Source organism: Streptomyces sp. NPDC111606 (assembly GCF_055656945.1).
The window spans coordinates 36,262-62,199 of record NZ_JBVKBY010000001.1 but is presented as its reverse complement, the minus strand read 5'-3'; the positions used below and the strand labels follow the sequence as shown (position 1 = coordinate 62,199).

The following is a 25,938-nucleotide window of genomic DNA, read 5'->3' as shown; positions in this document are numbered from 1 at the left end:
GAGTGAGGGGGGAGTGACTGGAATGACCGGGTGCGTCAGACGGAGGCCTTCGAAGGCTTCGGCTCCGAGGACTGGGCCGGGATGGTGGCCGTGAGTTCCTCGGTCGCCGTGCCCGCGGGCGGCGGGGTCACGGCGGCCATGGCCGTGGTCACCACGCCGGCCGGCTCGTCGGACTCGTTGACGTTGGTGTGGTCGATGACCTCGCGGCGGGAGATCTTCCAGATCGCGGCGCTGGAGGCGACCAGGAAGACCGCGACGACGGCCGTGCCCCAGGCACCGAAGCCCGTCACGTACTCCGCGATCGCGCCGACCAGCGCGGCGGCCGGGAGGGTCAGGCCCCAGGCGACGAACATGCGGGTCGCCGTCGACCAGCGGACCACGCCGCCCTTGCGGCCGAGGCCCGCGCCCATCACCGCGCCGGAGACGGAGTGCGTGGTGGACAGGGAGAAGCCGAGGTGGGAGGAGGCCAGGATGACGGTGGCCGCGCTGGTCTGGGCGGCGAAGCCCTGCTGCGGCTGAAGGTCGGTCAGGCCCTTGCCCATGGTGCGGATGATGCGCCAGCCGCCGAGGTAGGTGCCGAGCGCGATGGCCAGGCCCGCGGAGAGGATGACCCACATGGGCGGGTCGGAGTCGGGCGCGAGGGTGCCGCCGGCGACCAGGGCGAGGGTGATGATGCCCATGGTCTTCTGCGCGTCGTTGGTGCCGTGGGCCAGGGAGACCAGGCCGGCCGAGGCGATCTGGCCGGCGCGGTAGCCCTTCTTGGCGGACTCGCCGTCGGCCTTCTTGCCGAGCGAGTAGGTCAGGCGTGTGCCCAGCAGCGCGGCGATTCCCGCGACGAGCGGGGCGGCGATCGCCGGGATCAGCACCTTGGTGACGAGCGCGTCGCCGTGGACCGCGCCGACGCCGGCCGAGGCGATGGTGGCGCCGATCAGACCGCCCATCAGGGCGTGCGAGGAGCTGGAGGGCAGGCCCACCAGCCAGGTCAGCAGATTCCAGAGGATCGCGCCGACCAACGCGGCGAAGATGACCTCGGGACGGATGCCGGTCTCGTCGACGAGACCCTTGGAGATCGTGTTGGCGACCTCCACGGAGAGGAAAGCGCCTACAAGGTTCAGCGCGGCGGACATGGCCACCGCGACCTTGGGCTTGAGCGCACCGGTCGAGATGGTGGTGGCCATCGCGTTGGCGGTGTCGTGGAAACCGTTCGTGAAATCGAACGCGAGTGCGGTTACGACCACAATCGCGAGGATCAGCGAGAAGTTTTCCATTTACCCAGGCAATCGTTCGAGGTCATTGGCCGGACGAACGTAGGTAACCTGAGTGAACGGAAGGTGAACTGAGGTGAGCCGCACGGTGTCCGGGTGAGGGGGTTAATCGTCCGGTGGGCGAGGCCCCTCTCCTTCGGCCATCGCGCGGCCCAGGCGCCGCAAGGTCAGTAGCCTCGGGCAAACTTTTTCAGCTGGCTCATGGACCCGTTGAAGAGATTTTGGTCACCCGGCAGGCTGCCGCTGCCGTTGTCGTACTGCCAGATGGTCCAGAACTGCCATCCGGCCGGTAGTGCCCCCGCGCTGGAGGAGTTGTAGCGGGCTATCCACAGCGCGTGGTTCGACGCGAAGGCGCGGCTGCCGCCGGTGCAGTTGTTCCACCAGTGCGTGGTCGTGTAGATCACCGGGCGGCGGCCGGTCAGCCGCTTCACCTCGTTGCTGAAGGACTGGATCCAGCTGACCATCTTGGCCTTGCTCAGCCCGTAGCACTTGTGCTTGCTGTACGGGTTGTACTCGATGTCGAGGGCGGGTGGCAGGGTCCAGCCGTCGGATCGCCAGCCGCCGCCGTTGCGCACGAAGTACGCGGCCTGCGTCCTGCCCGACGACTTGTTCGGCAGCGCGAAGTGGTAGGCGCCGCGGATCAGGCCCGCGTTGCGGGAGCCGTTGTACTGCTGGCCGAAGTAGGGGTTGCGGTAGGTGTGGGACTCGGTCGCCTTGACGTAGACGAACTTGGCGCCCTTGCTCTTCGAGCTCTGCCAGTTGACGTTCTTCTGGTGGGAAGAGACGTCATGGCCCTTGGGCTTGCCGGCCGCCGCGGCCGGTATCTCGGCGAGTGCGGTTCCGCCGAGCGTGAGCGCTGCGACGGAAACCGCCAGGAGGCGGGAGCGGTGACGGGACGGTTTGCGATCACGGGCCATATTTCCCCCCGGAATGGCGACGTGCACGACAAATCAGCCAGAGGCTACGGGAAGATCGTTGAATCCTGATCGATCCCAGGCCAAGCTGGCAGGCGAGTGATTATGTCCCGGTATGCGCCCTGCCGGACGCCGGTCCTCCTCCCCTAAAGTGCCCCGGCCCGGCGGAGACTTGATGCCGTGCCGCCGCCCCGCCTGGCAGGATCGCCGCATGGCTGAGGAGCGGCGGGACCGGCGGGGCGCGCGGGACGCGCGGGAGGGCGCACAGGAAGTGGGGGAGTCGTGGGGCCGCAGTGTGCGCCCCGAGGAGGCGGAGGCATGGGAGGCCCTCGTGGCGACGGCCCGCCGGACCGTCTCCGACGGCCTGGTCGTCGGCACGTCCGGGAACGTCTCGGTGCGGGTCGACGACACCGTGCTGGTCACGCCGTCGGGAGTGCCCTACGACCGCCTCACGCCGGAGGATGTGACCGGGGTCGACCTGGACGGCAGGCAGGTGCTGGGAACGCTGGTGCCGACGAGCGAGCTGCCCATGCACCTCGCCGTCTACCGCGCCACGGACGCCGGCGCCGTCGTCCACACCCACGCGGTCCACGCGACGGCCGTGTCGACCCTGGTGCCCGAGCTCCCGCTGATCCACTACATGGCCGCAGCCGTCGGCGGTCCCGTCCGAGTTGCCCCCTATGCGACGTACGGCACCCAGGAGTTGGCCGAGAACATGCTCCAGGCCCTCACCGACCGCACCGCCTGCCTCCTCCAGAACCACGGCACGATGGCCTACGGCACGACCCTGGACCAGGCCTACGACCGCACGGCCCAGCTCGAGTGGATGTCCCGCCTGTGGCTCACGGCATCCTCGGTACCGGGCCTGTCCCCGACGCTGCTGTCGGAGGGGCAGCTGGGGGAGGTGGTGGAGCGGTTGCGGGGGTACGGGCAGCGGGGGTGACGCTTTGCGGGTGCGGGTGCGGGTGCGGGTGCGGGTGCGGGTGCGGGTGCGGGTGCGGGTGCGGGTGCCCACGGATGTAATCCGACGCCGGTCCAGGTATTTCAGCCCGTCCGGCGTTTGAGGACGAGGCCGTTCAGGCCGACAGCGGGGGTCTGGGGGCGGCAGCCCCCAGCAGGCCCGCGCCGACGCCGCACACCCCGCAAGCCCACGGCAGTGACCCCGCACAGCCCACGGCAGTGACCTCCCACTGGCCGCCACCCCCATCCGCCCGGACACTGGAGGGGTGCGCACTGTCAAAGCGACGGCCGCTGCCGTCACCGTGGCTCTGGCCGCCGGCGCCGCAAGCGTCGCCGCCGGGCGGTTCGCCAGTGGCGTCGCACTGACGGCGCCCCCCGGCAGGCCCCTGCCCACCGAACCCCGCCTCACCGTGCACGCCACGGCCGCCGGCCAGATCGCGCTCACCCGCGACCTGGCCTCCCTGCGCCCCGGCACCTACGGGCTCTCCGGCGACGGCTCGCACGCGGTCGTCGGCCCCGTCCTCGCCGCGGCGAGGCACTCCGCCGACACCGTCGTACGCCGACTGGAGCGCGTCACCCACGGCACCCTGGAACCTGGCGACAACGTCTGGCTCACCCCGAACGTGTACGTCGGCAACCCGAGCGACGCCCTCGGCCTGGAGCACGCCGACGTCGACATCCCCGGCGAACTCGGCGCCCTGCCCGCCTGGTTCGTCCCCGGCGCGCGGGACACCTGGGTCATCGCGGTGCACGGCCTCGGCACCACCCGCGAACAGGCCATGAACGTCATGGAGTTCCTCAGCGGCCGCCACTTCCCGGTCCTCGCCCTCGCCTACCGGGGCGACCTCGGCGCGCCCCGCCCGCCGGACGGCCTGAACCACCTCGGCGAGACCGAGTGGCGCGACCTGGACGCCGCGATGCGCTACGCCGTGCGGTACGGCGCCAAGCAACTCGTCCTGCTCGGCTGGTCCACCGGCGCCACGATGGCGCTGCGCGCCGCCGCGCACTCCGGGCTCCGCGACCGTGTCTCGGGCCTCGTCCTGGACTCCCCGGTACTCAGCTGGGAGGCCACCCTGCGCGCCCTCGCGTCGGCCCGCCACACGCCGAGCGTGCTGCTGCCGCTCGCGGTCCGCGCGGCACAGGGCCGCACCGGCCTGAACGCCGACCGCGCCAACGGCAACGGCAACCGCGACGACCTCACCGTGCCGACCCTGATCTTCCACGGACCCGACGACCGGGTGGCCCCCTGGAGCCTCTCCCGCCGGCTGGCCGACGCCCGCCCCGACCTGGTGGCCCTCCAGACCGTCGACCGCGCACCCCACGCGGCCATGTGGAACGCCGACCCCGAGTTCTACGAGGAGTCGCTGCGCCGCTTCCTGACACCGCTGATGTGACGTCGGTGCGACGCCCCTCGGCCCACCCCTCCCACACTGGTCCCGCAGATTCCATTTAACCCCGTACCAGTGGCCTGTATTCGGCCCCTTGCCGCTCGCAGGACCCCGTGCGTTGGCCATCCCCGTCGCCCCTCGTGACATTCCGTTTGGGTTTTCGGACCGTCAACCGGAAGACTGCACCCGTGACGTCCCGTATCCCGCGCGACTCCAGGCTTCGACTCGTCCGCCCGCGACCCCTGGCCGCCGCCCCACGAGCTGTGAACCAGCGGCGCCCCCGCCGCCCCGCGCCCCGCCCCCCGGAGGGCACACCGGCCCGGGCGGAGCTGGCCAGAATGGCTCGCTCCGGTCTGGCCGCCGCGGCCCGCGTCGCCCACTGGGCCGACACCGCGCTGCGCCCCGGCCGCGACAGCGCAAGCCCCGACGGCAAAGGCACCCTCTCCGAGGCAACGGCCGAACGCGCGGCCCGCGACCTCGGCCTGACCGTGACTCAGGTCCGCGCCGACTGGGACACCGCCCGCCTGGCCGGACTCGTCGAGGTGCACGGCGACAGCGCCCGCCCCGGCTGGCGCCTGCGTGCCTGGGACCGTGACGACAGCGCCGTGCTGCGCGGCTGGGTCGCCCTCTTCGACGCCTGGTCGCTCGCCCACCCGGAACCCGAGGACCACGAGCACGGCGCCGTGGCCGACGTCGTCTCGGCCCTGCCCCAGGTGCTCTCGTTCCTCCAGCTGTCCGCCGGGCCCGTCCCGGTGGAGCAGCTCCTGGACCTGCTGGAGCAGCGCGTCACCGAGCTGCGCACCGAGAGGTGCGAGATCCCCTACGGGCCCCAGCCCCAGCCCGCGCCGGTCGCCGAAGCCACGGCCGCCGAGGACACGCCCCTCGCCCCGCTCCTCGACTGGGCCCTGCACGCCCTCGCCTCCGTCGGCGCCCTCACCTGCGGCGACGGCCAGGCGACGCTCACCCCGCTCGGCAGCTGGGCGGTCTGGGTCAAGCTGGAGCAGATCTGCGTCGCCGCGCAGAGCCCCGCCGGGAACATCGAGCAGTCCGCCGAAGCCATGCTCCGCGGCTGCGCCCAGCTCCGCCCGAACGCCGCCCGCGACGAATACCGCGCCTGGCTCGCCGCCCGCCCCGTGGGCAGCGCCGTCACCGAACTCCTCGGCGCCGCCCGCGGCGACGACGCCCTCCTGCGCGGCCTCGCCTTCGAGGCGCTGCGCGTCGTCGGCGCCCCCGCCGAGCCCGACGTGCGTGCCGTCCTCGACCAGCCGACCCTGCGCCCGTACGCCCTGCTGTGGCTGGCCGAGCACGACGGCATCGACCCCGAGGACGCCCACGAGGTGCTCACCCGGGACGAGGCCACCTGGCTGTGGGTCGACACCGCCGCCGCCGTCGCCGACCACGGCGAGGCCCCGATGCTGGTACGGCACCTGGAGTCCTCGGTGCAGCCGACCGTGCCCGCGCTCCTCGACGAGGTGCGCGCCGTCGGCCACCCCCGCACCGTGCAGGTCCTGGTCGCGCTCGCCGCCGCACACCCCGACCCCGCCCTCGCCAAGGCCGTACGCCGGGCCGCCTTCCAGGTGCACACCGGGGGGAGCTGAGCCGGACCGGCGCTCAGCCCTTGATCTCGGGGGCGTAGGTGCCGAAGCTCCACACATTGCCCTCGATGTCCCGGGCCATGTAGTCCCGCGAGCCGTAGTCCTGGTCCGTCGGGGGCATCAAAATCTCTGCGCCCTGCTCCACGGCCCGCCGGTGGTGTGCGTCGACGTCGTCCACGACGACGTACACCCCGGTCGTGCCCGCGTCCTTCATCACCTTGTCGAAGGCGCTGCCGGTGCCCTTGGAACCGAGCATCACCGCGCCATTGCCCTGCGCCAGCTCGGCGTGCGCCACCGAGCCGTCCTCGCCCTCGTACACGGCCAGCGCCGTGAACCCGAAGGCCTCCGTGAGCTGCTTGATCGCCGCCTTCGCGTCCGCGTACAGCAGCGTGGGGTAGATGCTCGGACGCCCACCGCTCGTGCCTGCCATACCGATCACTCCTTTGTGACCCATCGCCGTGACCCATCGCCGTGATCCAGCTTCGTGGTCCATCGCTGTCGACCGCCGGAACACCGACCGCTGCCAGTCTTACAGCGACCACTGACAACGGCCCGCGAACCGAAGCGGCCAAGCGGGGGAAGGCCCGAGCGCCCTCGCCGTGTCCCGACGGCAGGCACCCGCCACCGGCCCCGGGCAGGGCTACGCTGCTGCGCCTGATCCGTGGGAAGCGGGCTCAGGCACAGCCGGACGAGACCCGGCCGATGACACCCGGGCCGATGAGACCAGGGGGTGTGGTGGCCACTGAGCCGGTCGAGGCGGCCGAGAGCAGCGAAGCGACCGCGGCTCCCGCAGCCACCGCCCCCAAGCCCGCCACAGCCACCCGCTCCCGCCTGCTGCCGACAGTTCTCGCGCTCCTCCTCGCGCTCCCGCTCCTCGCGATCGCCCACCATGCCCGCCCCGCCCCCTACGGCGACCACCTCACCGTCCACGCGGCCGCCCACGCGCGTGTGCGCCCCGGCACCACCCCACAGCAGCCGCAGCCGCCGCCGACGCCCCTCCGCTTCCGCACGCGCGGAGCGGCCCTCGAGGCCCACCACCCCGTCACCGGCGCCCCCCTGTGGCGCTACGCCCGCGAAGGCCGCCGCCCGCTCGGGTCGCTCCACGCGCGCGGGGAGGTGATCACGCTCTGGGACGACGGCATGGTCACCGCCACCGACGGCCGCTCGGTGCGCTGGCACCGCGCCCTGCCCGCGGCCGGCGAGTGGCTGCCGGACCACGGCGGCGCCGGTGTCCTGCATGCCCTCGGCCGCGGCATGCTCGCCGTCGTCACTCCGCACCGCGTCGCCGCTTACCGCATCGCGGACGGCGACCTGCGCTGGGTGCTGCCCGCCCGCGAGGGCTGTGCCTTCGAGCCCGCACGTGCCGTACGTCACGGCAAGACGCTTCTCCTCACCCAGCCCTGTACCCGCCCGGTCCTGACCGCGCAGGTCATCGCAGTGGACGACCTGGGGCAGATCACCCCGCACCGCCGACCGCTCGGCAACGAAGTCCGCGAGAAGGGCGCCGAGCCCCGGCCCGAACACGTGAACCCAGAAAAAGTGGTTGCACCGCCCCGTTAGACTGGCCTCATGGCCATTCTCCTCGCGCATTAGACGGCGGGAACGTCCTCAGCCGCCCATCCCGCCACCCACCTTGCCCTGGAGTCTGTCCGTGATCTCCGCCTCCGGTATCGAGCTGCGCGCCGGTGCGCGCATCCTCATCGAGTCCGCGACCTTCCGCGTCGCCAAGGGCGACCGCATCGGCCTCGTCGGCCGCAACGGCGCCGGCAAGACCACCCTCACCAAGTGCCTCGCCGGCCAGGGCATCCCCGCCGGCGGCACCATCACCCGCTCCGGCGAGGTCGGCTACCTCCCGCAGGACCCCCGCACCGGCGACCTCGACGTCCTCGCCCGCGACCGCATCCTCTCCGCGCGCGGCCTGGACGTCCTGATCCGCAAGATGCGCGACAACGAACAGCGCATCGCCAACGGCCAGGGCGCCACCCGCGAGAAGGCCCTCCGGCAGTACGAGCGCCAGGAGACGGAGTTCCTCACCAAGGGCGGGTACTCCGCCGAGGCCGAGGCCGCCACCATCGCCGCCGCGCTGAACCTGCCCGACCGGGTGCTCGGCCAGCCGCTGCACACCCTCTCCGGCGGTCAGCGCCGCCGTATCGAGCTCGCCCGCATCCTGTTCTCGGACGCGGACACCCTGCTGCTCGACGAGCCGACGAACCACCTCGACGCCGACTCGATCGTCTGGCTGCGCGACTACCTGAAGACGTACCGCGGCGGCTTCATCGTGATCTCCCACGACGTGGAGCTGGTCGACACGGTCGTCAACAAGGTGTTCTACCTGGACGCCAACCGCGCCCAGATCGACATCTACAACATGGGCTGGAAGCTCTACCAGCAGCAGCGCGAAGCCGACGAGAAGCGCCGCAAGCGCGAGCGGCAGAACGCCGAGAAGAAGGCCGCCGCGCTGCACTCGCAGGCCGACAAGATGCGCGCCAAGGCGACCAAGACGGTCGCCGCGCAGAACATGGCCAAGCGGGCCGACAAGCTCCTCGCCGGCCTCGAAGCGGTGCGCATGCAGGACAAGGTCGCCAAGCTCCGCTTCCCCGAGCCCGCGCCCTGCGGCAAGACCCCGCTGACCGCGGAGGGCCTGTCGAAGTCGTACGGCTCGCTGGAGATCTTCACCGACGTCGACCTTGCCATCGACAAGGGATCGAGGGTCGTCATCCTCGGTCTCAACGGCGCGGGAAAGACAACCCTGTTGAGGCTCCTCGCCGGTGTCGAGCAGCCGGACACCGGCGCCGTCATCCCCGGCCACGGCCTCAAGGTCGGCTACTACGCCCAGGAGCACGAGACCCTGGACGCCGACCGCACCGTCCTGGAGAACATGCGCTCCGCCGCCCCCGACATGGACCTCGTCGAGGTCCGCAAGGTGCTCGGCTCGTTCCTGTTCTCCGGCGACGACGTCGACAAGCCCGCCAGTGTCCTCTCCGGTGGTGAGAAGACCCGCCTCGCCCTCGCCACCCTCGTGGTGTCGTCGGCGAACGTCCTGCTCCTCGACGAGCCGACCAACAACCTCGACCCGGCCAGCCGCGAGGAGATCCTCGGGGCGCTGCGCACCTACAAGGGCGCGGTCGTGCTCGTCACCCATGACGAGGGCGCCGTCGAGGCGCTGCAGCCGGAGCGGATCATTCTGCTGCCGGACGGTGTCGAGGACCTGTGGGGCGCCGACTACGCGGATCTCGTCGCCCTGGCTTGATCGAATGCGTGATCAACGGCGTATGGATCATTCGGCCTATCGGTGATCCATCATCTGTGTGAGATCTCCTCGTACCGAGGTGTGTACTACATCGATTTCCCGGCCGAGTCCTTTATCGACAAGGGCTCGGCCGTCTCACGACGCTGACCTGGGAGTTCGTAAAAGAACCCGTTCGGCCGTACGGACAACATTCTCCGGAATCGCGGATTCCGCATGTGGGGATGTGCTCCTGTCGTCACAACCATGTCTCACGGACCTTGCCGAATGGGTGGCCATGAAGCCCCGGAGGGGTGATCATGAGGAGACCAGAGCGCACTTCCCATGAGGAGGCACGGGTGGCCGAGACTCTGAAGAAGGGCAGCCGGGTAACCGGCGCCGCGCGCGACAAGCTCGCGGCAGACCTGAAGAAGAAGTACGACTCCGGTGCGAGCATTCGGGCGCTGGCCGAGGAAACCGGCCGCTCGTATGGCTTCGTACACCGGATGCTCAGCGAGTCGGGCGTCACGCTTCGTGGGCGTGGTGGCGCGACGCGAGGCAAAAAGGCGGCCGGCTGACACCGGGCGGCCCATCGCTTCGATGGTGGCCACCCGGTCGGTCGTCTGATCGGCCGGGTGGTTACTGTGCAGTCACTTAGGGGGTGCCCTTCCGGGCATCCCATGATGACCGCACTCATCGGAGGCACCCCATGGCTTCGCCCGACCAGGACCTCGCTCCCCTGCTCGACAAGAACGGCGTACGGCTCACCGTCGACGGCGCGATCGCCACGGTGACGCTGTCGAACCCGACCAAGCGCAATGCGCAGAGCCCCGCCATGTGGCGGACTCTCGCCGAGGCCGGGCGGGCCGTGCCGGGCAGCGTGCGGGTCGTCGTGCTGCGCGGTGAGGGCAAGTCCTTCTCCGCAGGGCTCGACCGGCAGATGTTCACGCCCGACGGGATCGAGGACGAGCCCTCGTTCATCGAGCTCGCGCGCAGCAGCGACGGTGAACTCGACGCTGCCATCGCCGAGTTCCAGGAGGGCTTCACCTGGTGGCGGCGTAACGACGTCGTGTCCATCGCCGCCGTGCAGGGGCATGCCATCGGGGCGGGCTTCCAGCTCGCGCTCGCCTGTGACGTGCGCGTCGTCGCGGACGACGTGCAGTTCGCCATGCGTGAGACCAGCCTCGGGCTGGTGCCGGACCTGACGGGTACGCACCCGCTGGTCGGGCTGGTCGGATACGGCCGTGCGCTGGAGATCTGCGTGACGGGCCGCTTCGTGCTGGCCGAGGAGGCCGTCAGCAGCGGGCTGGCCAACCTCGCCGTGCCCGCGGACCAACTCGACGACGCCGTACGGGATCTGGCGGCGGCGATCGTCGCCGCGCCGCGGGATGCCGTGGTCGAGACCAAGGCGCTGCTTCGTGGTGCCGTGGACCGGACCTACGACGAGCAGCGCGGTGCCGAGCGGGCCGCGCAGGCGCGCCGGCTGCGGGATCTGGCCGGCCTCGGCGACTGAGTCATGCGCTGATCAACCGACCGCTGTGACCAGCACCGCCACCGTCGGACGATCCGTCAGCGCCTCTCCCACCCACTCGCGGACCTCCCGGGCCACCTCCACCGCCCGGCGGTCCGCGCGCACGGCAATCTCCACCCGCACGTGGCGACACGGCAGGGCGGCCTCGTCCTGTCGTTCCTCGAAGTGGACCGGACGGTTCAACCCGCCCAGGGTGCCCGTCAGTCGGATCACCCCCGGGACCGCCAGGGCCGCGGCGGCGACGCGCTCCTCGTCGGGGCTTGCGGGCTCCGCGGCCCGCGTCGGCTCGGCCTGACGTGAGGGAGCGGGTTCGGCGTCCTCGTCGAGCAGGGCCGTCACCCGCAGATCCACCTCGGTCACCATCAGGCCGAGACGCTCCGTGGCTGCCGTCGCCAGCAGTCCACGCAGCCGTTCCGCCGTCGTGGGCAGTGCCTCGGCCGCCGTCGCCGCGAAGTCCGCCGTCACCCGCAGGGGGCCCGGTGGCAGCGCGCTCGGCGGCGGCGGTACGGCTGCCTCCTGCGTGTCCTGGGGGTCGGTGAGCCCGATCCGGAGCTCGTCCAGCCGTACCCCGCGCATGTCCTCGGCCGCGCTTCGCAGCACCGCCTCGGCCGCCCTCTCGGAGATCCACGCGCCATCGCGCGCGCCGCCCAGGGGCAGCAGCCTGCCGAGCCCCAGCTGCTGCCGGACCGCCTGCGTCCACCTGTCCGTCGTCGTCATTCCTCCAGCCTGCCGCATCCCTGGGGCGCAATCGCGTAACCGTGCTTACGGTGGTTGAGGGACGACGACCGAAAAGGACGAACGGCCATGAGTGAGACGACGGAGCAGAGCCGGCGGACGGAGGGCGAGGCCCTCAGCACCCGCAAGAGTCAGGTGACCAGGCGCGGTGGGGGAGAACCCGGTGCCCGTGGCCGGACCACCATCGCGGACGGCGTCGTGGAGAAGATCGCCGGGATGGCCGCACGCGATGTGGACGGTGTGCACGCCATGGGCAGCGGTATCTCGCGGACCTTCGGGGCTGTGCGCGACCGGGTGCCGGGCGGCACGACGAAGTCCGTGTCCCGTGGGGTGAAGGTCGAGGTCGGCGAGGTACAGGCCGCGCTCGACCTGGAGATCGTCGTCGAGTACGGCGTGTCGATCTCCGACGTGGCCCGGGACGTGCGCGAGAACGTGATCAACGCCGTCGAGCGGATGACCGGACTCGAAGTCGTCGAGGTCAACATCGCGGTGAGCGATGTGAAGCTTCCGGAGGAAGAGGAAGAGGAAGAGGAGCGTCGGATCCAGTGAGGCGCCGGTGACCCGACAACGCAGTGGCCGGGGAGCGGCTGAGGAGCTGAGGAGCGCAGCATGAGCATGGCCGTGGTCGGCATGATCGCCGGCATGGCACTGGGCTTCGCCGGATACTTCGGCGGATTCGGCGCCTTCCTGCTGGTGGCGGGGCTGGGCGCCGTCGGCTTCGTCGTCGGGCGGTTCCTGGAGGGGGAGTACGAGCTCGGTGACTTCTTCCGGCGTCGTGACGAACGGCGGCGGTGACGCCGGTGAGCACGGGGGCCGGTGAAGTCGGCAGACCCCTTGCCATCGTCCCTCCGGGCGAACGCGGAGCGACCCGGATCGCCGACCGGGTCGTGGCGAAGGTCGCCTCCCAGGCTGCCCGCGAGGCAGTGGGAAGCCTTGCCAAGGACGCCGCCCGGCCGCATGCCAACGTCGTCGTGCACCACGGGACCGCGCGGGTCCTCGTCCACCTCGAACTCGACTACCCCACCGACATCGGCTCCCGGTGCGCGACGGTGCGTCGGCACGTCATCGAGCGGGTAGGCGCGTTGGTGGGCATGGAAGTGCCGGAGGTCGCCGTGCACGTGGAGCGGCTGCACCCGGCGTCCCGACCGGGCGCGGCGCAGGGGAGGACGCGATGAGCGAGTCCCAGGATTCCGAGGGCACCACACAGAGACTGCCGGTCCTGGAGAAAGAGGCCGGACCCGCCCCCCTCGACCAGTCGGCGTCGGCGGCGGACTACGACCCCCCGCCCCCGGTCGACGAGAAGGGCGGCGGCGAGCGCCGCTTCTGGTCGGCGCGTCGGATCCCGGCGGCGATCACGGCGCTCGTGCTCCTGTTCGTCGCCGGCATGTTCCTCTACGACATCGCCTCCGTGCGCGCCGACCGGCCCGCGATGCGCTGGCGCCGGGAACTGGCCCAGCAACTCGCCGAGCGTCCCCTCGACGACATCTGGGTGCTCGTCGGCGCGGGCGTCGCCGCCGTGCTCGGCCTCTGGCTGCTCGTCCTGGCCATCACGCCGGGCCTGCGGTCCGTACTGCCGATGCGGCGCACCCACCCCGACGTCCGCGCCGGACTCCACCGCGACCTCGCCGCCCTGGTCCTGCGCGACCGGGCCATGGAGGTCTCCGGGGTCCAGTCGGTACGGGTACGGATGCGCAGGTCCCGGGCCGACGTCCGCGCCGTGTCGCACTTCCGTGACCTGGACGACGTACGCGGCGACCTGGACGCCACGCTCGCCGACGCGATCAGGGGCCTGGGACTGACCCGCCCGCCGTCGCTGTCGGTGCATGTGCGGCGGCCGGGACGGAAGGGGTGAGGGCCGTGCTCAGGGTGGTCAACCGGGTGCTGATCGGGCTCGTCGGGCTGGTGCTGCTCGTGATCGGCGGGTCCGTACTGGCGGTCGGGCTCGGGCTGGATCCCCCGTCCTGGTGGATCCATGACAGCCGGCACGACGTCCTGCTCAGCGACGCCGAACGCACGCGCTGGCGGGACGACGGCTGGTGGTGGCCGACCGTGATCGCCGTGCTGGCCGTCCTGGTGCTGCTCGCCCTGTGGTGGCTGACCTCGGTCCTGCGCCGGCACCGCCTCGCCGAGGTCCTGGTCGACACCGGCGACGGCGAGGGCGCACTGCTGCGGGGCCGGGCCCTGGAGAGCGTCCTCGCCGGTGAGGCGACGGGTCTGGAGGGCGTCCAGCGGGCCCGCGTCCAGCTGACGGGCAGGCGCAGCACTCCCGAGGCCCGGGTGCGCCTCCGGCTGGAACCGCACGTGGATCCCGGGACCGCCTTGAACGACCTCACCACCCAGGCGCTGGGCCACGCCCGCAATTCGGCGGGCCTAGCGTCGCTGCCGGCGGAGGTCCGCCTGCGGGGCGTCAAACACGGTGCGGAAAGGGTGAGTTAGAACCCGTGCCGCATTCCGCCGTCCACCGGCAGCATGATCCCCGTCAGATAGGACGCGGCCGGAGACAGCAAGAAGGCCGCCGCACGCCCGAACTCGTCCGGGGTGCCGTACCGACGCAACGGAATCCGCGACTCGTTGGCGGCCCGAGTGGCCTCCGGGTCGGCCGACAGACCGTCCAGTTCACGCACGCGGTCCGTGTCGATCCGTGACGGCAGCAGTCCCACGACCCGAATTCCCCGCGGCCCCAATTCGTCCGCTAGCGACTTGGCGAACCCGGCGAGCCCCGGCCGCAGCCCGTTCGAAATGGTCAGCCCCGGCAGCGGCTCGTGCACCGAGGCCGACAGCACGAACCCGATGACACCGCCCTCTTCGAGTTCCGCCGTCGCCGTCCTGGCCAGCCGCACCGCCCCGAGGAACACCGACTCGAACGCGGCCTGCCACTGCTCGTCCGTGTTGTCCGCGACGAACCCGGCCGGCGGCCCGCCCACGCTGATGAGGACGCCGTCGAACCCGCCGAAGGCATCCCGCGCGGCAGCGATCAGACGCGCCGCGGCATCCGCTTCGGCGTTGTCCACCGCGACCCCCACGGCGTTCGGCCCCAGCTCGGCCGCCGCGGCGGCGACCCGCTCCTCGTCCCTGCCGGTCACGACGACCTTCGCCCCGTCGGCCACCAGCTCACGCGCCGCCGCGTTGCCCAGTCCGCGCGTGGCTCCCGTGACGACGTACACCCGGTCCTTCAGTCCAAGATCCATGGCCCCTATCCTGCCCCGTCGTCCCCGAACAGGGCGAGGGCGGTGTTGACCAGGCCGATGTGGCTGAAGGCCTGCGGGAAGTTGCCCAGCTGGCGGCCGGCCACGGGGTCGTACTCCTCGGCCAGCAGACCCACGTCGTTGGCGAGCCCGACGAGCCGGTCGAACAGCTCGCGTGCCTCCTGCGTACGACCGATCATGTGCAGCGCCTCCGCCAGCCAGAAGGAGCAGGCCAGGAAGGTGCCCTCGCCGCCGGGCAGCCCGTCGACCGTGGTCCCGTCGGTGCTGTAGCGGCGCAGGAGGCCCTGATGGCTGAGCTCGGCGCGGATCGCGTCGATGGTGCCGACGACGCGTGGGTCGTCGGGCGGCAGGAAGCCCACGCGCGGGATCAGCAGCAGCGCGGCGTCGAGTTCCGAGGAGCCGTAGGACTGCGTGAAGGTGTTCCGCTCGGCGTCGTAGCCCTTCTCGCACACCTCGCGGTGCACCTCGTCGCGCAACTCGCGCCAGCCGTCGAGGTCGCCGTCCAGCTTCGGGTTCTTCTCCAGGCTGCGCACCGCCCGGTCCGCGGCCACCCACACCATCACCTTCGAGTGCACGAAGTGCCGGCGGCCGCCGCGCACCTCCCACAGCCCCTCGTCGGGCTGCCGCCACGCCGTGCGCAGCCAGTCGACGAGGGCGGCCTGGATCGCCCAGATGTGCGGCTTGGTGGGCAGTCCCGCCTCCCGTGCCAGCGCCAGCGTGTCCATCACCTCGCCGTACACGTCCAACTGGAGCTGGTTCACGGCCAGATTGCCGACGCGTACGGGACCGGAGCCGGCGAAGCCGGACAGCCACGGCACCTCGAACTCGGGCAGCCGCCGCTCGCCCGCCAGGCCGTACATGATCTGCAGGTCGGCCGGGTCGCCGGCGACCGCACGCAGCAGCCAGTCGCGCCAGGCCTCCGCCTCCTCCCGGTAGCCCGCCGACAGGCCCACGTTCAGGGTGAGGGTGGAGTCGCGCAGCCAGCAGTGGCGGTAGTCCCAGTTGCGGACACCGCCGATCTCCTCGGGGAGCGAGGTGGTGGGGGCGGCGACGATGCCGCCGGTCGGCCGGTAGGTGAGGGCCTTGAGAGTGATCAGGGAGCGCACGACGGCGTCGCGGTACGGCCCGTCATAACGGCAGTGCCCCACCCACTTCCGCCAGTCCCGCACGCTGCTGTGCAACGCCTTGTAGGGATCGACGAGCGGCGGGCGCGGCTCGTGCGAGGGGTGCCAGGTGAGGACGAACGCGACCTTCTCGCCCTTCTCGACCGTGAACTCCGAGTGCGTACCGAAGTTCCTGCCCCAGGTGCGCACCTCGGGTTCGCTGCGCAGCCACGCCGAGTCCGGGCCGGCGACGGCCACCCGGTGCCCGTCGGACTCGCGTACCCAGGGAACGACCGAGCCGTAGTCGAACCGCAGCCGCAGGGTGCTGCGTACGGTGACGCGGCCGCTGAGGCCCTCCACGATGCGTACGACGTCGGGCGCGCGGTCGCGTTGGGGCATCAGGTCCGTGACGCGGATCGCGCCCTCGTCGGTCTCCCACTCGGTGTCCAGCACCAGGGTGTCCCGGCGGTAGGCGCGGCGGGTGCAGGGGCCCTTCGCGTGCTTGGGGGCGATGCGCCAGTGGCCGTTGTCCTTGTCGCCGAGAAGCTTGGCGAAGCAGGAACCCGAGTCGAAGCGGGGCAGGCACAGCCAGTCGACGGAACCGTCCCTGCCGACCAGGGCGGCCGTCTGCTCGTCGCCGATGAGGGCGTAGTCCTCGATTCGCTGGGGCACGCAAGTGCGGGTTCCCCAAGGGCCGATGGGCCAATCAGGGGTGGGGCCGCGGGAGTGATCCGGCCGCCGGGGAGCCGGTGCCGGAGAAGATCACGCCCGGATCGGCCGGGGCCCGGTTGAGCACCCACAGCCCGATCAGGGTGGCCAGGGCGAACACGACCGCGATCAGGACGGCGAGGACGAGCCGCCGCCTGCGTTCCCGCCGCAGCCACTCGCCGCGTGCGGTGCGGTAGGCGTCGGGCGCCGCCTGCACCCCGTCGGCGAGCGCGGACAGGGCCTCGCGCAGCTCCCGCTCCGTGCGGTCCGGATCGGTGCCGCGCGCCGGAGTCGCGTCTCGATGCGTCATCGCCGGGCCTCCATCGCCTGGGTCAGGGCGGCGAGGCCGCGCGCCGTATGGGTCTTGACGGAGCCGCAGGAGATCCCCATCGCCGAGGCGATCTCGCTCTCCTTCAGGCCGAGCCAGTGTCGCAGCACCAGCGCCTCGCGCTGGCGGGCCGGCAACTGCTGGAGCGCATCGATCAGCACCCGCTGGTCGTCATGCAGAAGTGCGGTGCTCTCGGCGGAGGCGATGACCTCCTCGACGGGCTTCTCGACATGTCTGCGGGCCACTTGGAGGTGCCGTATCCGCATCCGCGTCAGATTGCACACGGTGGAGCGCAGATACGCCTCCGCCGCCTCGGTGTCCCGCAGGCGCCGCCACTTCCGGTAGATCTGGTAGTAGGCCTCCGCGACGACGTTCTCCGGATCGTCGGCTCCCAGCAGCACGGCCAGGCGCAGCATCGACGAGTAGTGCAGTTCGAACAGGCGGGCCAGACCGGCCTCGCGCTCCAGGTCCGCGGGGTCGCTCACCGCGGGGGTGAGGGGCACGGCCGGTACGGCGGCGGCGCCACCCGGCGCGGGCGCCTTTCTGTGCAGCGCGTCTCGATGCTGTCTCACGGGTTGGTCGCTCCCGTCTCGGGGCGCCGCCTGAGGCTCAGGCGCGACGGCAGGTCGGTCAGATCGGTGCCGCGTGGGACGCCGAGGCGGCTCAGCACCGGGGTTGCGGCCAGGGCGACGGTCAGGTTGAGGAACAGGGCGGCGAGCCCGGCGTAGATCTCCGGCCCGGTACCGAGGGGCACGACCGACGAGAACCCTTCCCGTACGACCATGAAGGTCCCCGCCACCATGCCGACACCCCACCCGGCGAGCAGTGCCCGCGGATGCAGCCGCCGGGTGAACAGGCCGACCGCGACGGCCGGGAAGATCTGCAGGATCCAGACCCCGCCGAGGAGCTGGAGGTTGATGGCGTCCTGGTCGCGCAGCCCGAACACGAACGCCACCGCGCCCAGCTTCGCGGTGAGCGACACCGCCTTGGCGATGCGCACCTGCCGCTTGGGCGTGGCCGTCGGATGGACGTACTCGACGTACACATTGCGTACGAAGCTCGTGGCGGCCGCGATCGACATCACCGCCGCCGGCACCAGCGCCCCCACCGTGATCGCCCCGAACACCAGCCCGGCCAGCGGAGCCGGCATCAGCCGGTCGACCAGCATCGGTACGGCCGCCTCGGCACCGCCCGCCGGGGCGCGCACCCCCGTCGCGAGGGCCGCGATGCCGAGGAAGCCGAACAGGGCGAGCAGTCCGGTCCAGGCGGGCAGCGCCACGGACACCTTGCGCAGCGTCCGCGGGCCGTCGGCGGCGAACCCTGCGGTGAGCACGTGCGGGTACATCAGCAGGGCGAGCGCGGAGCCGAGGGCGAGGGTGGCGTAGGCGGGCTGCTGCTCGGGGGTGAGGAGCAGCGCCGGGCCGCCGAGCCGCTCGGCCGCACCGTCGAAGACGGCACCCGGGCCGCCGAGCCGGTCGAGGACCAGCCAGGTCACCGCGGTCAGCGAGACGAAGACGGCCACGGCCTTCAGCGCGGAGATGACGGTCGGAGCACGCAGCCCGTGCCGATAGGTGGCGACGGCCAGCCCCGCGAACAGCGCCACCATCACCAGATCACCGGCGGCACCCCGCGGATACACGCCCCCGGCCGTCAGTACCGCCCTGATGCCGAGCAGTTGCAGCGCCAGATACGGCATCGTCGCGAGGATCCCGGTCAGCGCGACCACCAGGGCCAGCGCCGGCGACCCGTACCGGCCGCGCACGAAGTCGGCCGCGGTGACATAGCCGTGCCGGCGGGCCACGGACCACAGGCGGCTCAGCAGCACGAAGGCCAGCGGGCAGACGATCACCGTGTACGGCACCGCGAAGAAGGCGGGCGCGCCGTTGCCGTAGGCCAGGCCCGGGATGGCGGCGAAGGTGTACGCGGTGAAGATCGTGCCGCCCAGCAGCAGCCAGGTCCACACCGGGCCGAGGCTGCGGTCGGCCAGCGCCCAGCCCTCCAGGGACGGCAACCGGTCGCTCGGGTGCAGGCGCCGCGCGGTGACGGCGAGCAGCGACGCCCCGCCGATCACGGCGAGAAACGTCGCGGTCATGGCGCCATCAGCCATGGGTCACCGTCCTTGGTGTGCCTGTGCCCTCGCGAGGGAGTTGCGCGAGTGGCCGGAACGGATGACAGGGAACCGCCGGGAAATCTCCTGGGAATTCGCTGTCAACCATCTCCGGCGGGTGGGCAACTCTTGCACAGACTTTCGATCCCGTCACTCGTCCCAGGAGCCGCCATGCCGAGCTCAGCCCTGCCCGAAAACGGCCGTCAGGCGCCGGAAAAGTCCCGAATAGCACCGAGATCGATCCTGCTGTGGGTCACCATCTCCCTCGTCGGCGCCGTCGCCTGGGGCGTCCTCGCGCTGGCCCGGGGCGAGGAGATCTCCGCGGTCTGGCTGGTGGTCGCCGCGCTCGGCTCGTACGCCATCGCCTACCGCTTCTACTCCCGCTGGGTCGCCCGCCGCGTACTGCGGCCGGACGACCGCCGGGCGACCCCCGCCGAACGCCTGGAGGACGGCGTCGACTTCCAGCCGACCGACCGCAGGGTGCTCCTCGGCCACCACTTCGCTGCGATCGCGGGCGCCGGCCCGCTGGTCGGCCCGGTGCTCGCGGCCCAGATGGGCTATCTGCCCGGCACCCTCTGGATCGTCGCCGGGGTGATCTTCGCCGGGGCGGTGCAGGACATGGTCGTGCTGTTCCTGTCGATGCGGCGGGACGGCAAGTCGCTGGGGCAGATGGCCCGCGAGGAGATCGGCCGGGTGGGCGGCGCGGCGGCCCTGGTCGCGGTGTTCGCCATCATGATCATCCTGCTGGGTGTGCTGGCCCTGGTCGTGGTCAACGCCCTCGCCCACTCGCCGTGGGGCACCTTCTCCGTGGCCATGACCATCCCGATCGCCCTGTTCATGGGCTTCTGGCTGCACCGCATCCGCCCGGGCCGGGTCGTCGAGACCAGTCTCATCGGCGTGGCACTGCTGCTGCTCGCGATCGTCGGGGGCGGCTGGATCCAGGAGTCCTCGCTGGCCGGCGCCTTCACCCTCAGCCCGACGACCCTCGTGCTGTGCCTGGTCGGCTACGGCTTCGTCGCCTCCGTACTCCCCGTCTGGATGCTGCTCGCGCCGCGCGACTACCTCTCCACCTTCATGAAGATCGGCACCATCGCGCTGCTCGCGGTCGGGGTCGTGGTCGCCGCGCCCGTGATGCGCGCGGAGGCCGTGAGCGACTTCGCCTCCACCGGCGCGGGCCCGGTCTTCGCCGGATCCCTCTTCCCGTTCCTGTTCATCACCATCGCCTGTGGCGCGCTCTCCGGATTCCACGCGCTGGTCGCCTCGGGGACGACGCCGAAGCTGATCCGCAAGGAGTCCCAGGTCCGGCTGATCGGCTACGGCGCGATGCTGATGGAGTCGTTCGTCGCGATCATGGCGCTGATCGCGGCGGCCACCTTGGAGCCCGGCCTGTACTACGCCATGAACGCCCCCGCCGGCCTCCTCGGTACGACGGCCGAGTCGGCGTCCCAGGCCGTGGCGGGCCTCGGTTTCACCATCACCCCCGACCAGCTGACCCAGGCGGCCCGGGCCGTCGAGGAACAGACCCTGATCGCCCGCTCGGGCGGCGCCCCGACCCTCGCGGTCGGCATGTCGGAGATCTTCTCCGGCGTCTTCGGCGGTGCCGCGATGAAGGCCTTCTGGTACCACTTCGCGATCATGTTCGAGGCGCTGTTCATCCTGACCACGGTCGACGCCGGCACCCGCGTCGGGCGCTTCATGCTCCAGGACATGCTCGGCAACGTCTGGAAGCCGATCGGCCGGGTCAACTGGAAGCCCGGCATCTGGCTGTGCAGCGGCCTCGTCGTGGCGGCCTGGGGCTACTTCCTCTACACCGGCGCCACCGACCCGCTCGGCGGGATCAACCAGCTCTTCCCGCTCTTCGGCATCGCCAACCAGCTCCTCGCCGCCGTGGCACTGACGGTCTGTACCACGGTCCTGATCAAGTCCGGTCGGCTGCGCTGGGCCTGGGTGACGGGCGTCCCCCTCGCCTGGGTCGTCGCGATCACCTTCACCGCGGGCTGGCAGAAGATCTTCTCCGACGACCCCAAGATCGGCTTCTTCGCCCAGCGCACCAAGTACGCCGACGGCATCGCCTCCGGCCAGGTCCTGCCCCCCGCCAAGACCCTCGACGACATGCACACCGTGGTCACCAACTCCACGGTCGACGGCGTACTGATCGCCCTCTTCCTGCTCCTCGTCGCGATCGTGATCGTCAACGCGACAGTGGTCTGCGTCCGAGCGATCCGCACGCCGGGCACCCTGCCGACCACGGAGGCCCCGTACGTCGAGTCCCGCCTCGACGTGCCCGAGCGGACGGGCGAGCCTCTCGTGGGGGCCCGGTCGTGAGGGCGGCACGCTGGGCGAGGGCGGTGCGCTGGTACGTCCACGAACTGACGGAGCTACTGGGCCGCCAGCACCGGGAGGACCACAGACAGGGACGCTGCTGCTAGACGCAGGTCAGGTGGACGCCGGTGAGGGGCGCGGAGCCGCAGCCGCCCGGCAGTCCGATCCGGGAATGGCGGGCGGGCGCAAAGCCCCCCGTCAACGCCCGGTACTAGACACCCACCGGCTCCGTGTCCGCCGACGACTTCTCCGTCTCCGCAGCCCGCCGCTCACGAGCCTCCCGACGAGCCAGCACCAGCCACCCGACAGGAACCCCGGCAGCAAACAGCCACCACTGCAGGGCATAGGCGTAGTTCAGCGGAGCGTTCTCGTTGCCCGGCTTGCCGATCAGCTCCGGAGCGTCCCCCGTCGGCTCGGGAGCCGTCTGCACGACGTACCCCCCGAGCACGGAGGCGTCGAGACGCCGAGCCTCCTGACCACTGCTGATCAGCATGACCTGGCGGTCGGGAAGCCCCTTGAGGTTCTTGATCCCGCTGGCCTCGGTCGTCTCGTCGGGCATCAGCCGCCCGGTCACGGTGACACGGCCGCTCGGCGGCGCAGGGACCTTGGGGAACGCCGTCTGGCTGGGCCCGTCCGCGGGGATCCAGCCGCGGTTGACCAGCAGCACCTTGCCGTCCGTCAGGACGAAGGGGGTGAGGACGTGGAAGCCGACCTCTTCGTCGGAGTTGACGCGCCGCCTGACCACGACCTCCCGGTCGGTGTCGAAGTGGCCCTGCGCGGTCACCGTGCGGTACCGCTCCTTGGAGGTCACCGTGTGCCCCGGAGAGGTCAGCTTCTCCACGGGCAGCGGCTCGGCGCCCAGGGCGTCGGCGACCAGCTGATTCCGGGCGCTGCGCTCCTCGTAGCGGTGCATCTGCCAGATGCCCAGCCTGATCATCGTGGGGATGAGCAGCAGGGCGACCAGCGTGAGGATCACCCACTGCCGGGACAACAGGAAGCGGTACACCCCACGACCGTACAACTCGGTCGTGGGGTGGGTTCAGGCGGGTACCGGGTCACACCTTGTCGACGATCCCCGCCTTTCCTTCCGCGCGGGCGCAGTGGGCGCCGCAGTACCAGTGACCGTCGACCTCGACGCCCTGCCCGATGACCTGCACACGGCAGTGCTCACAGATGGGTGCCATGCGGTGGATCGCACAGGAGAAGCAGTCGAAGACGTGCACCGCGCCCTGCGCGTGCACCTCGAAGGTCATGCCGTAGTCGTTTCCGCACACTTCACATGTCGCCATGCGCCACAGGGTGAGCCGTCCCCGCGGCCCGGGCGAGGGGGCTCCGGGCGAGTCGCGCGGCAATCACCCGTCCGTACGGTCACCGCTCCGACGCCGGTTCCACATCCCGCAGGAGTTGTCCGAACGCCGCCTCGTCGATCACCGGCGTCCCGTACTGGCGGGCCTTGACGACCTTGGACGTGCCCGCGTCCGGGTCGTTCGTGACGAGCAGGCTGGTCAGCCGGGACAGACTCGTCGACACATGCAGCCCGGCCTCGATCGCACGGTCCTCCAGCAGGTCGCGCTCGACGGACGTGTCTCCGGAGAAGGCGACCCGCATGCCCTGCTTGAGCCGATGGCCGTCCTCGTAGCGACCTGGGTTGGGATAGGGGCAGGCGGGCCTCTTGCGGGACGGTCGCCAACCGGTCGGCTGATAACTGCTGTAGCCGGTGTACCCGCTGCCGCCGCCGTAGCCGCTGTTCGAGCCCGCCTGCTGACCGATCCTCGGAGCCGCCGTCGCGGTGTCCCGCCACTCGGTCAGCGGCAGGCACTCCTGCAGCGGCAGCCGCACACTGCGCGCTGCGGCGGCCCGCAGGCTCGGCCGGAACGCCTCCGCCAGCACCCGTGCGTCGTCCAGCGCATGGTGCGCCCGCTGCTGTACGACGCCGAAGTGCGCGGCCAGCGACTCCAGCTTGTGGTTGGGCAGCGGCAGGGCCAGCTCCTTCGACAGCGCGATGGTGCACAGCCGCTGCTGCACCGGGGCCCGGCGCTCCGCGCGCGCGTACTCCCGCGCGATCATCTGCCAGTCGAAGACGGCGTTGTGGGCGACGAGGACCCGGCCGTCCAGCCGGGCCGAGAACTCCTCGGCGATGTCCGTGAAGAGGGGAGCGCCCTCCAGCGCCTCGCTCGTCAGACCGTGGATCCAGACCGGGCCCGGGTCGCGCTCCGGGTTGACCAGCGTGTACCAGTGGTCCTCGACCTCGCCGCGCGCGTCCAGCCGGTACACCGCCGCGGAGATTATCCGGTCGTGCCGGGCCAGGCCGGTGGTCTCCACGTCAACGACCGCGTATCCCTGGGGGTACGCGGTCGGCCATGCTGTGGGGGAGGGCGCTGCGGTCGCACGGTCTTCGAGCATGGTCACTGAGGATACGGGCCGGGACTGACACTCCTGCCCGTCAGGTGCCTTGCCCCGCCTGCCCGTTCGAGCGCCACGAACGTCAGCGCGTCAACCGGTCGGCGTCCGCGCGGTGTTGCGGACCACGGGCAGCGGCGGCGGTCGCACGGGCTGGGCCCGGCACCGGCCCGGGAGCGTCGGTACGTTCCCGATGTCCCGTGCGGTGCGATCCTCCGCATATGACCGAACCCACGCATGACGAGGCCCACGGCGGCGCGCTGAGCGAGCGGCTGAACTGGTTGCGGGCGGCGGTTCTCGGGGCGAACGACGGCGTCGTCTCGACCGCGGGGCTCGTCGTCGGCGTGGCCGGTGCGACCGACGAGCGTGCGGCGCTGCTCACGGCCGGGCTGGCCGGGCTGCTCGCCGGGTCGATGTCGATGGCGGCGGGGGAGTACGTCTCGGTCTCCACCCAGCGTGACTCCGAGAAGGCCGCGTTGGCCCAGGAGAAGAGAGAACTGCGGGAGCGGCCGGAGGCGGAGCTGGAGGAACTGGCGGAACTGCTGGAACGACGCGGGCTGTCCCGGGAGGTGGCCATGGAGGCGGCGGTCCAGCTGACGGAACGGGACGCGCTGAAGGCGCACGCGCGCGTGGAGCTCGGCATCGACCCGGACCGGCTGACCAACCCCTGGCACGCGGCGTGGGCGAGCTTTGTGGCGTTCACGGCCGGGGCGCTGCTGCCGCTGCTGGCCATGGTCCTGCCGCCGGCGGACTGGCGGCTGGCGGTCACGGTCGCCTCCGTCCTGGCCGCCCTCGCCCTGACCGGCTGGAGCAGCGCCCGCCTGGGCGCCGCCGCGCCACCCCGCGCGGTGCTGCGCAACATGGCGGGCGGGGCGCTGGCCATGGGGGTCACGTACGCGGCCGGGACTCTGCTGGACGTGGCGGGGGTGTAGCGCGTAAGGATCCCCGCGTCGGCGTACGGCTCGGACGTGCCCTCGACTGCTGCGCCGTGAAGCCCTCATCGCGGAGCCCTCTGCGTCAAGCTCTCCCTCATCGCGGAGCCCTGACAAGCCTGCCCTCACTGCGGAACCTCACCAGCGGATCGGCACCGGAAGTGCCGTCAGCAGTCCCGACACGGCGACCACCACGCCCAGGGCGACGACCTCCGCCCGCGCGGGCGAGCAGGCGGCCAGCGGGTCGGTCGCGCGGCGCAGCCGGATCCGTGCCCACAGGGCGAGCGCGACCACGGCCACCATCAGGATCACCTTGGCCAGCAGGACACGCCCGTACGCCGTCTCGGTCAGCTGGTGCACAACCGTGTCCGGCGGCATCCGGCGCAGCGAACTCCACACCCCTGTCGCCGTGATGGCGGCGAGCAGCACGGCCGCCACGCGCGCGTAAAGGCCCAGCAGGGCCGCGCCCGCCTCCCTGACACCCCATCCGCGCAGGGTTCGCAGGGCATACAGCAGGCCGCCGACCCAGAGCGTCGCGCAGGTCAGGTGCACCAGCGTCAGACCCGCGCCCAGCAGGGGGCTGTGCTCGGTCGGTGGGTGCGCGCGCAGCGCCTCGGCGACCACGACCGCGGCCAGTGGCCAGAGCTGGGTGACGGGCCGGCGTGAGAGGGCGCACAGCCCGGCCACGGCGAAGGCGTTGACCTCCAGCAGCGCGAGCTTGCCGTCGCGCGTCGCGTAAAGGCCGCCCACGTCGAGGTCGGCCGGGCTGTTCGGCACGAGGTTCCCGGTGGACACGACCGACGCGAGGGCGAGCGCGGCGACGAAACCGGCCGCCGCCGCGTAGGGCGCCCAACTGCGGGGCATGGCCGGGGGAGCGCCGGGCACGGACCGGGCCAGCCGGTTCACGAACAGCTCGCCCACCGGGACGCACAGCGCCGCGAACAGCACCGTGCGCAGCAGTCCGATCCCACCGGTGCCGGGCGCGGCGGCCTCCCCGGTGCCGTGCAGCGCGGCCGACGGCCCGAGCAGGGGGATCAGCGCCGCCAGCGCGACCAGGACGAGAACGGCCACGGCCCGGCCGAGGCCGGGGCGGGGTCTTGGCGCGCTCCCGTCGACCACGCCGAGGGAAGGTCTTGTCAACGTCACCTCAAGATCTTCACAAAAATCACATAGTCGGGCAAGCACCAGAAAACAAGTGGTGGTGCGGCATTCCGTACG

At 71.6% G+C, this 25,938-nt stretch carries 27 protein-coding genes; 14 read left to right on the top strand and 13 right to left on the bottom strand.

The window, feature by feature from the left end; genetic code table 11:
- Positions 1-35 precede the first annotated feature (35 nt).
- Positions 36-1,268: an inorganic phosphate transporter gene (locus tag ACZ7M7_RS00315; RefSeq protein WP_328882522.1), complete on the bottom strand. Its 1,233-nt coding sequence runs from the start codon at positions 1,266-1,268 to the stop codon at positions 36-38.
- A gap of 164 nt (positions 1,269-1,432) precedes the next feature.
- On the bottom strand, positions 1,433-2,182 hold the full coding sequence (locus ACZ7M7_RS00310) for a lysozyme (RefSeq protein WP_383597411.1): 750 nt from the start codon (positions 2,180-2,182) through the stop codon (positions 1,433-1,435).
- 208 nt (positions 2,183-2,390) lie between these two features.
- Here ACZ7M7_RS00310 and ACZ7M7_RS00305 point away from each other — a divergent pair, with 208 nt between their 5' ends.
- The 3 genes from ACZ7M7_RS00305 to ACZ7M7_RS00295 all read left to right on the top strand — a co-directional run bounded on the left by ACZ7M7_RS00305 (position 2,391) and on the right by ACZ7M7_RS00295 (position 6,125).
- Positions 2,391-3,122, top strand: coding sequence for a class II aldolase/adducin family protein (locus tag ACZ7M7_RS00305; protein WP_451168128.1), 732 nt, complete (start codon positions 2,391-2,393; stop codon positions 3,120-3,122).
- A gap of 283 nt (positions 3,123-3,405) precedes the next feature.
- Entirely contained in the window at positions 3,406-4,533 is a 1,128-nt protein-coding gene (locus ACZ7M7_RS00300) for an alpha/beta hydrolase (RefSeq protein ID WP_451168130.1), read from the top strand.
- Positions 4,534-4,715: 182 nt separating this feature from the next.
- The gene (locus ACZ7M7_RS00295; RefSeq protein WP_383633215.1) at positions 4,716-6,125 is read left to right on the top strand and encodes a hypothetical protein; all 1,410 of its coding nucleotides are present in this window, start codon (positions 4,716-4,718) and stop codon (positions 6,123-6,125) included.
- Positions 6,126-6,138: 13 nt separating this feature from the next.
- Here ACZ7M7_RS00295 and ACZ7M7_RS00290 read toward each other — a convergent pair whose 3' ends face one another.
- Positions 6,139-6,552: a VOC family protein gene (locus tag ACZ7M7_RS00290; RefSeq protein ID WP_383633217.1), complete on the bottom strand. Its 414-nt coding sequence runs from the start codon at positions 6,550-6,552 to the stop codon at positions 6,139-6,141.
- A gap of 305 nt (positions 6,553-6,857) precedes the next feature.
- Between ACZ7M7_RS00290 and ACZ7M7_RS00285 the strand changes: the two genes are divergently transcribed.
- The 4 genes from ACZ7M7_RS00285 to ACZ7M7_RS00270 all read left to right on the top strand — a co-directional run bounded on the left by ACZ7M7_RS00285 (position 6,858) and on the right by ACZ7M7_RS00270 (position 10,861).
- Complete coding sequence (locus ACZ7M7_RS00285) at positions 6,858-7,682, top strand: hypothetical protein (protein WP_472111427.1); 825 nt, start codon at positions 6,858-6,860, stop codon at positions 7,680-7,682.
- Positions 7,683-7,773: 91 nt separating this feature from the next.
- Positions 7,774-9,372 carry an ABC-F family ATP-binding cassette domain-containing protein gene (locus ACZ7M7_RS00280; protein ID WP_427841702.1) on the top strand — a complete coding sequence of 533 codons (1,599 nt, stop codon included), beginning with the start codon at positions 7,774-7,776 and terminating at the stop codon, positions 9,370-9,372.
- A gap of 335 nt (positions 9,373-9,707) precedes the next feature.
- Positions 9,708-9,926, top strand: a complete 219-nt coding sequence (locus tag ACZ7M7_RS00275; RefSeq protein WP_019758351.1) for a helix-turn-helix domain-containing protein — start codon at positions 9,708-9,710, stop codon at positions 9,924-9,926.
- Between the two features lie 131 nt (positions 9,927-10,057).
- The gene (locus tag ACZ7M7_RS00270; RefSeq protein ID WP_472111425.1) at positions 10,058-10,861 is read left to right on the top strand and encodes an enoyl-CoA hydratase/isomerase family protein; all 804 of its coding nucleotides are present in this window, start codon (positions 10,058-10,060) and stop codon (positions 10,859-10,861) included.
- 12 nt (positions 10,862-10,873) lie between these two features.
- Here the strand turns inward: ACZ7M7_RS00270 and ACZ7M7_RS00265 are convergent, their stop codons facing one another.
- On the bottom strand, positions 10,874-11,596 hold the full coding sequence (locus tag ACZ7M7_RS00265; protein WP_472111423.1) for a nucleopolyhedrovirus P10 family protein: 723 nt from the start codon (positions 11,594-11,596) through the stop codon (positions 10,874-10,876).
- An 87-nt stretch (positions 11,597-11,683) separates the two neighbouring features.
- Here ACZ7M7_RS00265 and ACZ7M7_RS00260 point away from each other — a divergent pair, with 87 nt between their 5' ends.
- From ACZ7M7_RS00260 to amaP, 5 genes are read left to right on the top strand one after another with little or no spacing between them, the layout of a single operon-like run.
- On the top strand, positions 11,684-12,163 hold the full coding sequence (locus ACZ7M7_RS00260) for an Asp23/Gls24 family envelope stress response protein (RefSeq protein ID WP_472111421.1): 480 nt from the start codon (positions 11,684-11,686) through the stop codon (positions 12,161-12,163).
- 60 nt (positions 12,164-12,223) lie between these two features.
- Positions 12,224-12,409, top strand: coding sequence for a hypothetical protein (locus tag ACZ7M7_RS00255; protein ID WP_383633226.1), 186 nt, complete (start codon positions 12,224-12,226; stop codon positions 12,407-12,409).
- Entirely contained in the window at positions 12,406-12,789 is a 384-nt protein-coding gene (locus tag ACZ7M7_RS00250; RefSeq protein ID WP_472111419.1) for an Asp23/Gls24 family envelope stress response protein, read from the top strand. The genes ACZ7M7_RS00255 and ACZ7M7_RS00250 overlap by 4 nt, the downstream gene beginning before the upstream one ends.
- Positions 12,786-13,466 carry a DUF6286 domain-containing protein gene (locus tag ACZ7M7_RS00245; protein ID WP_472111417.1) on the top strand — a complete coding sequence of 227 codons (681 nt, stop codon included), beginning with the start codon at positions 12,786-12,788 and terminating at the stop codon, positions 13,464-13,466. Before ACZ7M7_RS00250 ends, ACZ7M7_RS00245 begins: the two co-directional genes overlap by 4 nt.
- Positions 13,463-14,050, top strand: coding sequence for an alkaline shock response membrane anchor protein AmaP (amaP, locus tag ACZ7M7_RS00240; protein WP_383633234.1), 588 nt, complete (start codon positions 13,463-13,465; stop codon positions 14,048-14,050). Before ACZ7M7_RS00245 ends, amaP begins: the two co-directional genes overlap by 4 nt.
- On the opposite strand, the gene ACZ7M7_RS00235 is transcribed toward amaP, so the two are convergent.
- From ACZ7M7_RS00235 to ACZ7M7_RS00215, 5 genes are read right to left on the bottom strand one after another with little or no spacing between them, the layout of a single operon-like run.
- The gene (locus tag ACZ7M7_RS00235) at positions 14,047-14,802 is read right to left on the bottom strand and encodes an SDR family oxidoreductase (protein ID WP_383597450.1); all 756 of its coding nucleotides are present in this window, start codon (positions 14,800-14,802) and stop codon (positions 14,047-14,049) included. The genes amaP and ACZ7M7_RS00235 overlap by 4 nt on opposite strands.
- 5 nt (positions 14,803-14,807) lie before the next feature.
- Positions 14,808-16,595: a glycoside hydrolase family 15 protein gene (locus tag ACZ7M7_RS00230; RefSeq protein WP_472111414.1), complete on the bottom strand. Its 1,788-nt coding sequence runs from the start codon at positions 16,593-16,595 to the stop codon at positions 14,808-14,810.
- Between the two features lie 34 nt (positions 16,596-16,629).
- Positions 16,630-16,941 (bottom strand): hypothetical protein, encoded by a 312-nt coding sequence (locus ACZ7M7_RS00225; protein ID WP_383597456.1) that lies wholly within the window; start codon positions 16,939-16,941, stop codon positions 16,630-16,632.
- Positions 16,938-17,531 carry a sigma-70 family RNA polymerase sigma factor gene (locus ACZ7M7_RS00220; RefSeq protein ID WP_383597458.1) on the bottom strand — a complete coding sequence of 198 codons (594 nt, stop codon included), beginning with the start codon at positions 17,529-17,531 and terminating at the stop codon, positions 16,938-16,940. Before ACZ7M7_RS00220 ends, ACZ7M7_RS00225 begins: the two co-directional genes overlap by 4 nt.
- The gene (locus ACZ7M7_RS00215) at positions 17,528-19,066 is read right to left on the bottom strand and encodes a sodium:solute symporter family protein (RefSeq protein ID WP_472111411.1); all 1,539 of its coding nucleotides are present in this window, start codon (positions 19,064-19,066) and stop codon (positions 17,528-17,530) included. Before ACZ7M7_RS00215 ends, ACZ7M7_RS00220 begins: the two co-directional genes overlap by 4 nt.
- Before the next feature lie 171 nt (positions 19,067-19,237).
- Here ACZ7M7_RS00215 and ACZ7M7_RS00210 point away from each other — a divergent pair, with 171 nt between their 5' ends.
- Positions 19,238-21,391 carry a carbon starvation CstA family protein gene (locus tag ACZ7M7_RS00210; RefSeq protein WP_472111409.1) on the top strand — a complete coding sequence of 718 codons (2,154 nt, stop codon included), beginning with the start codon at positions 19,238-19,240 and terminating at the stop codon, positions 21,389-21,391.
- A 208-nt stretch (positions 21,392-21,599) separates the two neighbouring features.
- Here ACZ7M7_RS00210 and ACZ7M7_RS00205 read toward each other — a convergent pair whose 3' ends face one another.
- The 3 genes from ACZ7M7_RS00205 to ACZ7M7_RS00195 all read right to left on the bottom strand — a co-directional run bounded on the left by ACZ7M7_RS00205 (position 21,600) and on the right by ACZ7M7_RS00195 (position 23,791).
- Entirely contained in the window at positions 21,600-22,394 is a 795-nt protein-coding gene (locus ACZ7M7_RS00205; protein ID WP_472111407.1) for an SURF1 family cytochrome oxidase biogenesis protein, read from the bottom strand.
- 49 nt (positions 22,395-22,443) lie between these two features.
- Positions 22,444-22,677: a hypothetical protein gene (locus ACZ7M7_RS00200; RefSeq protein ID WP_328428652.1), complete on the bottom strand. Its 234-nt coding sequence runs from the start codon at positions 22,675-22,677 to the stop codon at positions 22,444-22,446.
- 79 nt (positions 22,678-22,756) lie between these two features.
- Positions 22,757-23,791: a DEDDh family exonuclease gene (locus ACZ7M7_RS00195; RefSeq protein WP_472111405.1), complete on the bottom strand. Its 1,035-nt coding sequence runs from the start codon at positions 23,789-23,791 to the stop codon at positions 22,757-22,759.
- Positions 23,792-24,009: 218 nt separating this feature from the next.
- Between ACZ7M7_RS00195 and ACZ7M7_RS00190 the strand changes: the two genes are divergently transcribed.
- Complete coding sequence (locus tag ACZ7M7_RS00190) at positions 24,010-24,720, top strand: VIT1/CCC1 transporter family protein (RefSeq protein WP_472111403.1); 711 nt, start codon at positions 24,010-24,012, stop codon at positions 24,718-24,720.
- Between the two features lie 138 nt (positions 24,721-24,858).
- Here the strand turns inward: ACZ7M7_RS00190 and ACZ7M7_RS00185 are convergent, their stop codons facing one another.
- Positions 24,859-25,866, bottom strand: coding sequence for a CopD family protein (locus ACZ7M7_RS00185; RefSeq protein WP_472111401.1), 1,008 nt, complete (start codon positions 25,864-25,866; stop codon positions 24,859-24,861).
- Positions 25,867-25,938: the final 72 nt, after the last annotated feature.

Excerpts from the sequence above, each read along its gene's own strand:
- ACZ7M7_RS00315 (WP_328882522.1), bottom strand. The coding sequence starts at position 1,268 with ATGGAAAACTTCTCGCTGATCCTCGCGATTGTGGTCGTAACCGCACTC.
- ACZ7M7_RS00310 (WP_383597411.1), bottom strand. The coding sequence starts at position 2,182 with ATGGCCCGTGATCGCAAACCGTCCCGTCACCGCTCCCGCCTCCTGGCG.
- ACZ7M7_RS00305 (WP_451168128.1), top strand. The coding sequence starts at position 2,391 with ATGGCTGAGGAGCGGCGGGACCGGCGGGGCGCGCGGGACGCGCGGGAG.
- ACZ7M7_RS00290 (WP_383633217.1), bottom strand. The coding sequence starts at position 6,552 with ATGGCAGGCACGAGCGGTGGGCGTCCGAGCATCTACCCCACGCTGCTG.
- ACZ7M7_RS00270 (WP_472111425.1), top strand. The coding sequence starts at position 10,058 with ATGGCTTCGCCCGACCAGGACCTCGCTCCCCTGCTCGACAAGAACGGC.
- ACZ7M7_RS00265 (WP_472111423.1), bottom strand. The coding sequence starts at position 11,596 with ATGACGACGACGGACAGGTGGACGCAGGCGGTCCGGCAGCAGCTGGGG.
- ACZ7M7_RS00260 (WP_472111421.1), top strand. The coding sequence starts at position 11,684 with ATGAGTGAGACGACGGAGCAGAGCCGGCGGACGGAGGGCGAGGCCCTC.
- ACZ7M7_RS00255 (WP_383633226.1), top strand. The coding sequence starts at position 12,224 with ATGAGCATGGCCGTGGTCGGCATGATCGCCGGCATGGCACTGGGCTTC.
- ACZ7M7_RS00245 (WP_472111417.1), top strand. The coding sequence starts at position 12,786 with ATGAGCGAGTCCCAGGATTCCGAGGGCACCACACAGAGACTGCCGGTC.
- ACZ7M7_RS00235 (WP_383597450.1), bottom strand. The coding sequence starts at position 14,802 with ATGGATCTTGGACTGAAGGACCGGGTGTACGTCGTCACGGGAGCCACG.
- ACZ7M7_RS00225 (WP_383597456.1), bottom strand. The coding sequence starts at position 16,941 with ATGACGCATCGAGACGCGACTCCGGCGCGCGGCACCGATCCGGACCGC.
- ACZ7M7_RS00215 (WP_472111411.1), bottom strand. The coding sequence starts at position 19,066 with ATGGCTGATGGCGCCATGACCGCGACGTTTCTCGCCGTGATCGGCGGG.
- ACZ7M7_RS00210 (WP_472111409.1), top strand. The coding sequence starts at position 19,238 with ATGCCGAGCTCAGCCCTGCCCGAAAACGGCCGTCAGGCGCCGGAAAAG.
- ACZ7M7_RS00200 (WP_328428652.1), bottom strand. The coding sequence starts at position 22,677 with ATGGCGACATGTGAAGTGTGCGGAAACGACTACGGCATGACCTTCGAG.
- ACZ7M7_RS00195 (WP_472111405.1), bottom strand. The coding sequence starts at position 23,791 with ATGCTCGAAGACCGTGCGACCGCAGCGCCCTCCCCCACAGCATGGCCG.
- ACZ7M7_RS00190 (WP_472111403.1), top strand. The coding sequence starts at position 24,010 with ATGACCGAACCCACGCATGACGAGGCCCACGGCGGCGCGCTGAGCGAG.